Annotated in this window: 4 protein-coding genes; 3 read left to right on the plus strand and 1 reads right to left on the minus strand. The window is 60.6% G+C overall.

Annotation, left to right across the window (positions count from 1 at the left end; all coding sequences use genetic code 11):
• The first annotated feature begins 1,421 nt into the window (after positions 1-1,421).
• Positions 1,422-3,404, plus strand: a complete 1,983-nt coding sequence (locus tag V5A20_RS11550) for a T9SS type A sorting domain-containing protein (protein ID WP_332327393.1) — start codon at positions 1,422-1,424, stop codon at positions 3,402-3,404.
• A 1,100-nt stretch (positions 3,405-4,504) separates the two neighbouring features.
• Complete coding sequence (locus tag V5A20_RS11555) at positions 4,505-5,857, plus strand: T9SS type A sorting domain-containing protein (protein WP_332327394.1); 1,353 nt, start codon at positions 4,505-4,507, stop codon at positions 5,855-5,857.
• A gap of 759 nt (positions 5,858-6,616) precedes the next feature.
• Here V5A20_RS11555 and V5A20_RS11560 read toward each other — a convergent pair.
• On the minus strand, positions 6,617-7,648 hold the full coding sequence (locus V5A20_RS11560) for a hypothetical protein (RefSeq protein ID WP_332327395.1): 1,032 nt from the start codon (positions 7,646-7,648) through the stop codon (positions 6,617-6,619).
• A gap of 135 nt (positions 7,649-7,783) precedes the next feature.
• Here V5A20_RS11560 and V5A20_RS11565 point away from each other — a divergent pair, with 135 nt between their 5' ends.
• Positions 7,784-8,056 carry a PqqD family protein gene (locus tag V5A20_RS11565; protein WP_332327396.1) on the plus strand — a complete coding sequence of 91 codons (273 nt, stop codon included), beginning with the start codon at positions 7,784-7,786 and terminating at the stop codon, positions 8,054-8,056.
• Positions 8,057-8,677 lie beyond the last annotated feature (621 nt).

The following is an 8,677-nucleotide window of genomic DNA, read 5'->3' on the forward strand; positions in this document are numbered from 1 at the left end:
GGCGTGACGAGTGATCCGGGAGACGTGTTGCGGATCGCGTGCGTGTCGGCCGGTCTTCATTAACCGGTGCAGGGAGGCCGGGGTGCGTCCGTCGATGGGGACAGTCGGCGATTGCTGCGGCACCACACTTCCTTCGAGACTCTCTGATGCGGGTTGATCGAGCGAGAGACTTTCGTAGATCGATCGGAGGTTCGTCTCCCCGAAAGCGGGCACTCCAGGATCACGATGTATTTTGGATTGTCCCCTCGCGCCTCGAACCCGACGACCTTCCAGGCCAGGGGCGGCCGGAGCCCAAGCCCCTCCGGCTGGACGTAGTCTCCGATCTGCACGTCGGTGTTGCTGGGCCTGTATCCCTCCGGGTCCTGACGGACCAGTTCCTATCGCTTGAGGTCGCCCCCCCCTCCGAACGCCGTCTTCACCAGGAGCATCCTCGCCGGGGGCGTCCCGTCGGCGGGCGCCTTGGACAGAAAAGCTCCTCGCCCGCCTCGTGGCCGACTCGCCCCCGCCCAAAATGGCCCTCTTTCCTAACGACCGCCTCCCTGGGACCGCCCTTCTGAGAGTCCTTCACGGAGGGAGTCCTTCCGTAAGGGAATCCTATTCTGAGAACCGTCCTGGTGAGTTTTTCGAGTGGAAGGATGTCTTCCAAGTCTCACCAAGCCCGTGAGCCGAGAACTGAAAAGCTTGCTAGACCCGCTGCTGTGACAGCATAATTCCGCAACCTGGCAGAATACCAACTACAAAGAAGCGAAGGTACTGCCAATTTAAAATCCGAAATGTGTACATGAGTTACAAGGAAAAGAACCGACCTCGGTGTATGCACGGATCAAGTGTGGGCTCGCTCGCCAAAATAAACTGTTTGCTGTGGTTTTAGAGATCTACCTCATTTGCGATACCAATCCCGGTGCAGGAGGTCTACTGTCTCATTTTTTGGCAAACAAACTCGTCATGCCTGAGGAGGGCATAGGCTTTCGATAGTTCTATCGTTAATCTATCAGAAGAGTCACCCGTCCCACGAGCAGGCAATAAAGAGCTAAAATTTAGTCAGCAACACTGCTTCTACCCCTCAAGGTTACCTCTTCCGCGATTTTCGGAGGCACAAACCACATCACCCGAATCGGTCGAGCTAGGGCAGACTCAGACGTTCGTAAGATCGACCCAACCGGCTGAACGGTCGACCCGGACAGCGATGGAAGAGGCGAACTCCCGCAAAGGCGGCAGGGCTTACTGGTCAGGTGAAGTCGACCGAGAAGCTGTCCCGAGCCGTGCCGACCACCAACATATGATCGGTCCACCACCGTCGGGCGTCGGGAGCCTTCTGTTGTAGATGTGAACTGAGAGAGAATCGCCCTTCGCACACGCTGTGCGCCGGTATGCCTTCAGCATTCAAACATCGGAATCACAGTTACCCCTTTGGTCTCCTCATGCGCTACGTAACACTGTTCTGCGTTTTGGGACTTCTCTGCGGCCCGGTTCACGCCCAGAACTTTTTCGTCGAGCAGTCGGCGCCCGCCCACGGAGACGCCGCCGTGCCCTTGGCGGACACAGTGGCCTTCTCCTTCAATAAGCAGGTGGCCATCAGCACCGACTTCAACACAGAGTTCGTGTACAGGCCAAGTGACTCACTGACGTTTGACACGGTGAGACTCTGTCTTACATTTCTCGGCACCTGCGACGCGGGAGACGATATTCCTCGACACGTCCGCTATCAGGTCGATCACCAGCCCAATACCGACTACACATGGCTGGTGTACGGGGTGCAGACGGTAGATGGGGATTCCATGTCGGTTCCATACACCCTCCGATACACCACCGCGCCGGAGATTGGGCAGGGACAGGTGACCGGGACCGTGGCGGAGCCAAAGGCCAAGACCTCCCGGCTGGAAGCGGCGCGCATGTCCCTCCGCAAGTTGGCCGACGGGCTCAAGCAGAGCGAGCTGGGCCGCCCGGTGTTCGAGGAGCCGGATACCAATCTCGTCGAGTCGGAGGCCCCGGAGGCGCCTGCCGACCGACCCACGGCCCACTTTAAGACGATTGGTCCCAAGGCCGCAAGCGGCGGTCCGTATACTCAGATCCTTTTGGTCGACGAGTTTTCAATCGACGAGGACACGTGGTCGGTGCGGGCGGGCGATGCGCTGATTGGATCTTCGGGGACCTACTCGCTCGACTTTGTGCGGTCGGGCTCGTACGTCCCCATCGCCGTTCGCTACACCGACGGCACGAGCACGGAGATCGACGCGCTCGGCTTCCACGATCCAGACGGAGACGGGAATCCCAACTCCATCGAACTCTCTGGAGGCCAGCATACGGGCATAGACCTCCAGCTGTTTGAGTTTCCGCGCACCACGGCCCGCGCCGCGGAGAACCTTCCGGTCGCTGTTGACTCGGCCGACCAGTACGCGTCCGACCAGGAACTTCGGTGGATCGAGGCAGGGAACGGCATTGACCCGACGGGAACTGCCTACGAATGGACATACCGGTTCTACTCGCTGTCGAAAGATTTGGAGACAGAAGTGATAATCAACCCGCTGGACGTGACCGTCGATACGTCGGAGGCCACCGGATTCTTGACCAGGATGGCCCCGATTCCGGACGGCTTCGTCGACACCGACGCGGCGTTGGCCACTGTGCTGGCGGACGGGGGACAGGAGTTTATCGACCGGTTCTCTCCGAGAAACCGAACGACCATCGTCTCGGGCGGAAACCTGTTCTGGACCGACCCGCCGGATGCGACCGCGGAGTTTTGGCGGGTCCGTTTCATCGGGGTGTCCGATTCGGTGGAAACGTTCGAGCGCTTTGTCAACATGCGGTCCGGCGACATCCTGCCGGTGGAGATGTCCCGCTTCACGGTCTCGGTGGCAGGGTCGGCCGCGGAGCTCCGCTGGGAAACGGCGAGCGAAACTAACAATGCCGGCTTCGAGGTCCAGCACGTGGCGGGCGACTCCACGTCCCGGACCGCTTGGGAGACGCTCGGTTTCGTGGAGAGCAACGTCCAGGGGGGCACTACGACCGAGCCGCAGACGTACCGCTTTCGCGCGGAGGACCTGAAGCCCGGCCCCCACCGGTTCCGCCTCCGACAGGTAGACCTCGACGGCACCGCTCACGTCTCCGACGCCGTGGCTGTAAAGCTCAGGCTCAAAGCAACGCTCCGCCTGATGCCCCCATCCCCGAATCCAGTCCGAGAGACCGCCACACTTCGGTTCGGAGTTCAACGTGCCCAGTCAGCCACAGTGGCGATCTACGATCTGCTCGGGCGGAAGGTCATGACTCTTCACGATGGTGCCCTTCCGGAGGGGCAGATGCAAACCGTACACCTGGATGCCGACCGGCTTCCGAGCGGTGTCTACTTTGTGCGCCTGCGGGTCGCGAATCAGGTCAAAACCCGGAAGCTGACTGTCGTGGACTGAGCGTTTCGATATGGACCTGAGCTTACGTGACGGGGCTGTGCGGAATGGCGGCGGCGGCCGAATGTCGTGCGTCGAGTGGACCCGTGGGGGCCATTGCCTCCCCTCCAGACACACCGGTCCTCCGAGCACGGCAAGACCCTATTGCAACGGACTTGGCTCCGTCTTACGCCCCGACCGAGCAGCGTGTCCCCTTGCTCCCGCATAGCTGCCCGGCTCGGTCGTGAACGCCGAATGCTTCACCACTACACCGCGTTCATCTCCAACAGGGAAGGCCCACTCCAGGAAACGGCGGACCAGGGTGTCTCCCGTTCTGAGCGGAACGTCTTTCGCTGAGAGGGATCGAGCTTTGACCGGAGTTTTGGATGACCATGGGATTTTCGGAGAACAACAACCTTAATTTTTTTCAGGATATAAATAAAGAACAGGAAAGGTTAGCCCGCAATTTTTCCCTAAGTGTATGCAAATTCAGAGAAAAACATCCTTCCAGGTAGGATGGAGGATGACGCACAGGCTTCATCTGCCGCGTACATTGCCGATCCGACTTTTGGGCTTGTCTATAGGCGTTGTGCATCTCGCCACGAAGGGCCTCGTTGTGCACGTCACAGAGAGGAGGGAACCATTTCGCCCTGGAGAGGGGAAGGGCCATTCTATCGTCAATCACTCAACAGCGACCACCTCATGCCATGAACACGCTACAGAGGATCGGGATTGGGGTTGCAGCGCTACTGCTGTCCTTTGGGCTACTCGCGCCGCAATCAGCGGAGGCGACGCACTTCCGGGGTATGTACGTCTATGTGACGGACACCGGCCCCGGTGGCGAGGTAGAGATTAGGGTTGTGCAATTCTGGCGGTACTCGGCATTTGGTACATCCTTCAACGCGTTTGGCAATCTTGACGGCAATGAGCCGGCAGTGGGGGATGTTTTGGACCCAACCAATCAACCGTTTACGTTTGCAATCAGTCTTGGCGACGGTACCTCCTATGGGGACGATCCCTCAGAAACGTGGACGGTGACCGGACTTGACTCGTCTCAAGATTGGATCGTGATAGAAGCGACTTTCACACATACATATTCGACTGAGGGACAGAAGACGATCTCCTTGGACGATTGCTGCCGTATTGGCGATCTTACAAGGAAGAACAATCAAGGCTTCAACGTTGAGGCCACGATCGATACGGAAAACCTGGGCACCACGACGAGCAGTGGTCCGTTTGTAGGCGTATCACAAGGTACGAACGTTACGTACCAGATCCCCTCCACCAATCCCGACAATGATCAGCTTCGGTTTCGGCTTGCCACCCCTTCGGAGATGGGGGCATCCAGCTCTAATCCTCCCAACCTGTCTATCAATTCGACGACGGGTGAGATCACGTGGGACAACTCAGGCGAAGCTCAAGGATCGCTCCACGCCCTCCAGGTGATCATCGAGGAGTACGACCAGGGAGTTGACCCGGCGAACAATGATCCGAAAGCCACCGTGCCGTCCGACTTCATGTTTAAGATCACAGGTGTAGGGAACGACCAGCCGGTGTGCGAGCTGGATCCGTCCAGCACCACAGTCTCCTCGGGCACCCCCGTGAGTATCGACGTGACTGGAAGCGATCCCACGGGCGACGCCGACGACGATGACCAGGATGGGAACACCGTCCGAATTTCCTCGACCAGCCTGCCGGGCGGCAGCCTGAATCCCAACCCGCAGGTCGGACCGTCGCCGCAGACGGCCACCTTCGACTGGACGCCAAACTCGACGGGCACGTTTAATGCCCAGTTCTCCGTCGGCGACGGGCTCACCACGACGCTCTGCACGGCCACAATCGACGTCGTTCAACAGAAGACGTGCGCAGATGGCGTTCCGACGTTGGGACAGGACGACATCGACAAACAGAACGGCACCCTGAAAAACACCATCTCGGACGGCGATGGAGTCGAGAAGTTTACCTTCTCGACGCTCGACGGCTTCGAGGTCGGCTCGATCAGTCCCAGCAGCGGCTTTGACCGCAGCGGCAACACCTGGACGTGGACCGGCTCGGGAGAACCGCCGACATCGGTCGACTTTACGCTGGAGGCCACCCAGAGCACGGCCACCTACTTCCTGGAGGCGACCGACGCCTGCGACGATCCGGAGCCGAACACCACTACCTTTGATCCGACCTACGAGCTGGGACCGGGCGTCTCTCAGCCGACCCTGGCGGGCAACGCCCCGAATCCGTTCGGCGAGCGGACCACCGTTGAGTTTGCCCTGCCGGAACAGGCGCGCGTGACGGTCGCGGTCTACGACATGATGGGCCGGAAGGTCGCCACGCTCGTCGACGGGGTGAAGGGGGTCGGCACCCACACGCTCCGGTGGAACGGGGAGTCCGACCGAGGGCAGGCCCTGTCCAGCGGCGTGTATCTCCTGCGTATGCGGGCCGACGGCCAGTCCGAGACTCGGCGGATGACGATCGTCCGCTAGTCTGAGGCCGGCTTTCCTGATCCCCCGAAGCGTCCCGCGTCCTCGTTGACGGGGGCGCGGGGCCGTCCGGGTCTCCACGTCCTAGTGAACTCAATCCGTTCGATTCCATGAGCTACGATCCCAGAAGCGACGCCAATCGTTCATCTTCATCCTCTGAGCCTGCCTCTCCGCCAAGCGGCGCGAGGCAAAAAGGCGGTGATCGAAAGCCGTTTGTCGAACCGGAGATATGCCGAGAATTTGACTTGGTCGACGGCACAGGGACAACAGTCAGCGGCTTTGAAGACGATAATGACACTGGCAGCACCTCGTAGCACACGATCTTGACCAGAGGGAGGGACGAGCGCGCTCGTCCGGTGCTCGACCAGTTCTGGTTGTCCGGGCGCCCCGCCACCTCGGATCGGCCTGTTGCCGAGCGGTAGGGCTCCTGCCTGAACAGCAGGGGCCCTTCTGCTATAGGGGTTCGCCTGCGGCCCGCTCAGGACGCAGAAGCGGTTCGTTGAGAAACCGGGCCCGGTCCTACTTGCCTATTCGTAGACGATTGGTTGTAGGGGGCGCCAACAGCTCCTTCGCGCGACCCCTCCCGGCACGCCACTCCTCTCGGTCAAGGCGGTTTCGGTTGATGAGAGCGGACTTCCCTTGCGCGTATGTACCGGGGTCGCGGCGGTGCATTTGATTTTACATGGCTGAAGGGGGTTCGGGCCGAACCCGCACGCCGGCCGTCGCAAAGCAAGAGAATGGCCAACCGAGTGCGCCCTCGACTCATGCGCCGGGGACCGGCGCGTCCTCCAGCAGTGGTGCCAGCAGCGCCTGAACGGTGCGCGGCTCTTCTAGCACGTCGCGGCCCGCGTGGAGACGGTAGGTGCGCGCTTGATCGATGAGCCGACGGAGCACGGTGAGGTGATCGTCGGCGGTGTCGGAGCCGGGGGTTAGGAAGAAGCCCCCCTGGTTGAGAAGCTGTTCGAGCGCGGCCTTGGTGCCAACCGGTTCGACACTGCTCTCTGAGGCGTTGGCGAGGGTGGGCAGCACGACGAGAGCGGGCGTACAGGTGGCCGTAGGTTGTCCGAGATAAATCCGGCCGGGATCGACCCGCCACTTCGACGCATCGTTTGGGGCGGAAGGCCACTCCGGGCCGTCCAGCTCCGGGAAGTGGGCCGCTAGCCCCGGGTCTACGCAGAAATCGCGCCGGAAGGAGTAGGCCCTGATCCGGCTGTCCTCCGAGCGGAGCAACACGGTATCGTCCGAGAGGTAGCCCCAGCCCTTGCGGACAAGGCTCAGCGCGGTTGTCGTCTTTCCGCTTCCGCTGCGAGCTGTGAGCAAGACCCCGCGTCCCTCCCGGGTAAGCCCTGCCGCGTGGAGGGGAAACCAGCCGTGGGCCCGCAGCAGGATTGCCAGACTGAGAGCAACCATGTAGGAGAGCAGGGAGCTGTGCCGCCGATCGGGGCGGGACGTGAGCAGATCAGAAGGCACCGCGGCCTCGGCCAAGCCCGCGTCGGGGTGAAGGTCGACCGTCACGTCCCTGTACCGCAGCACCATTCGCCCCGGTGTCCTCCATGCGTCAAGTTCGGCGTGTCCGGACACGTCGATGTGGCGGGCCTCCTCTGGGGGAGAGGCGGGGTCCCGGTCCGCACTGATATCGAGTGTGACCTCGACGCCATCAGAGGTGGGAGGAGCCTCTTCCCCTTCGTACTGAGCCCCCTTGAACTGGAGGGTACGACGCAACAGACGGCTGACCGTGGGGCTGTCACTTCGAGTGCGGACGTGAAAATCGTGAAGCTGGTAGTACTCAGGCATGGGCGTTCGAGCCCCTTTGGACATTTGATGGCACCTTGCCCGGCCGAAGGACACACTTTTCTTGTCGAAGTTGATCTTACGTCGCGGGGATTCTAGACTTCATCTGGCCCCTTGTTCAGTTGCACGCCCACACCTATGCCCCGATACCGTCCCAATTCCGACGTCGTCTCCACCGAGGTCGACGAGGACGAATCTGTTCTGCTTAGCCTGGAAACCCAGCAATACTATTCTCTGAATGAAACGGGCAGTCGCATCTGGGAGCTGCTCTCCGCCGGTCACGACGCCGAGGACATCGCGAGTGCGATCACCGAGGAGTGGGCCACCACGCACGAGGAAGCGCTCGACTACGTGCAGTCGTTTCTGCGGGAGCTCAGCGAGGCAGGGCTGGTGGAAAAAAAACGAAGATGAAATGGAATGAGAGTCTACGGTGGCGACTCTGATCTGTCCCCGTGACGGCTTGCGTGAGAAAACGCTGGCTCGATTAGACCATGACGACGCAAGTCTCGGTGAAGCTACTGGAATACATGGTTGGCTTTGTGACTAACTAGACTCTTGGGCGGCCCAGAACGTCCCTGAGGAGGGCTGTGTTGCTGAATGTCGGGTTTCGGGATGAAGTGATGCGTCGAGTGGGACTTGCCTCCCCAATACGGCACAGCAGCTTCTATCGGTGGTTCAAATACGTTTTGTGCACTTCATACACCCTGTGCGTATACAGCAGATCGTGTGCTCAGATTCGAGAGAAGAGGCTCCCCTACACGACAGAGATGAACGGGGCTGATCTGCGGCGGTAAAGGTCGCGAGTCCAGACGCGGTTGCCGCCATAAATCGCCACCATGTTGGCCTGCGTGAAGCAACTGACACGCTCTCCACAACATGCTCGGCTGGAACCGGGCTCGGGGGAGGTATCACCTGCGATGGCCACGGGCCGTAGGCTATGCAAGGAATAGGGTCCGTGAAGAAAAAAACAGTTGCCCGTGACCGTTCGATGACCGATTCGCGCCTTGAGGGCGGCCTCCAGGTCGTGCTCTA

The sequence above is a fragment of the Salinibacter sp. genome (genome assembly GCF_036626415.1).
In the GTDB taxonomy this organism is placed as follows: domain Bacteria; phylum Bacteroidota; class Rhodothermia; order Rhodothermales; family Salinibacteraceae; genus Salinibacter.

Excerpts from the sequence above, each read along its gene's own strand:
- V5A20_RS11565 (WP_332327396.1), top strand. The coding sequence starts at position 7,784 with ATGCCCCGATACCGTCCCAATTCCGACGTCGTCTCCACCGAGGTCGAC.
- V5A20_RS11560 (WP_332327395.1), bottom strand. The coding sequence starts at position 7,648 with ATGCCTGAGTACTACCAGCTTCACGATTTTCACGTCCGCACTCGAAGT.
- V5A20_RS11550 (WP_332327393.1), top strand. The coding sequence starts at position 1,422 with ATGCGCTACGTAACACTGTTCTGCGTTTTGGGACTTCTCTGCGGCCCG.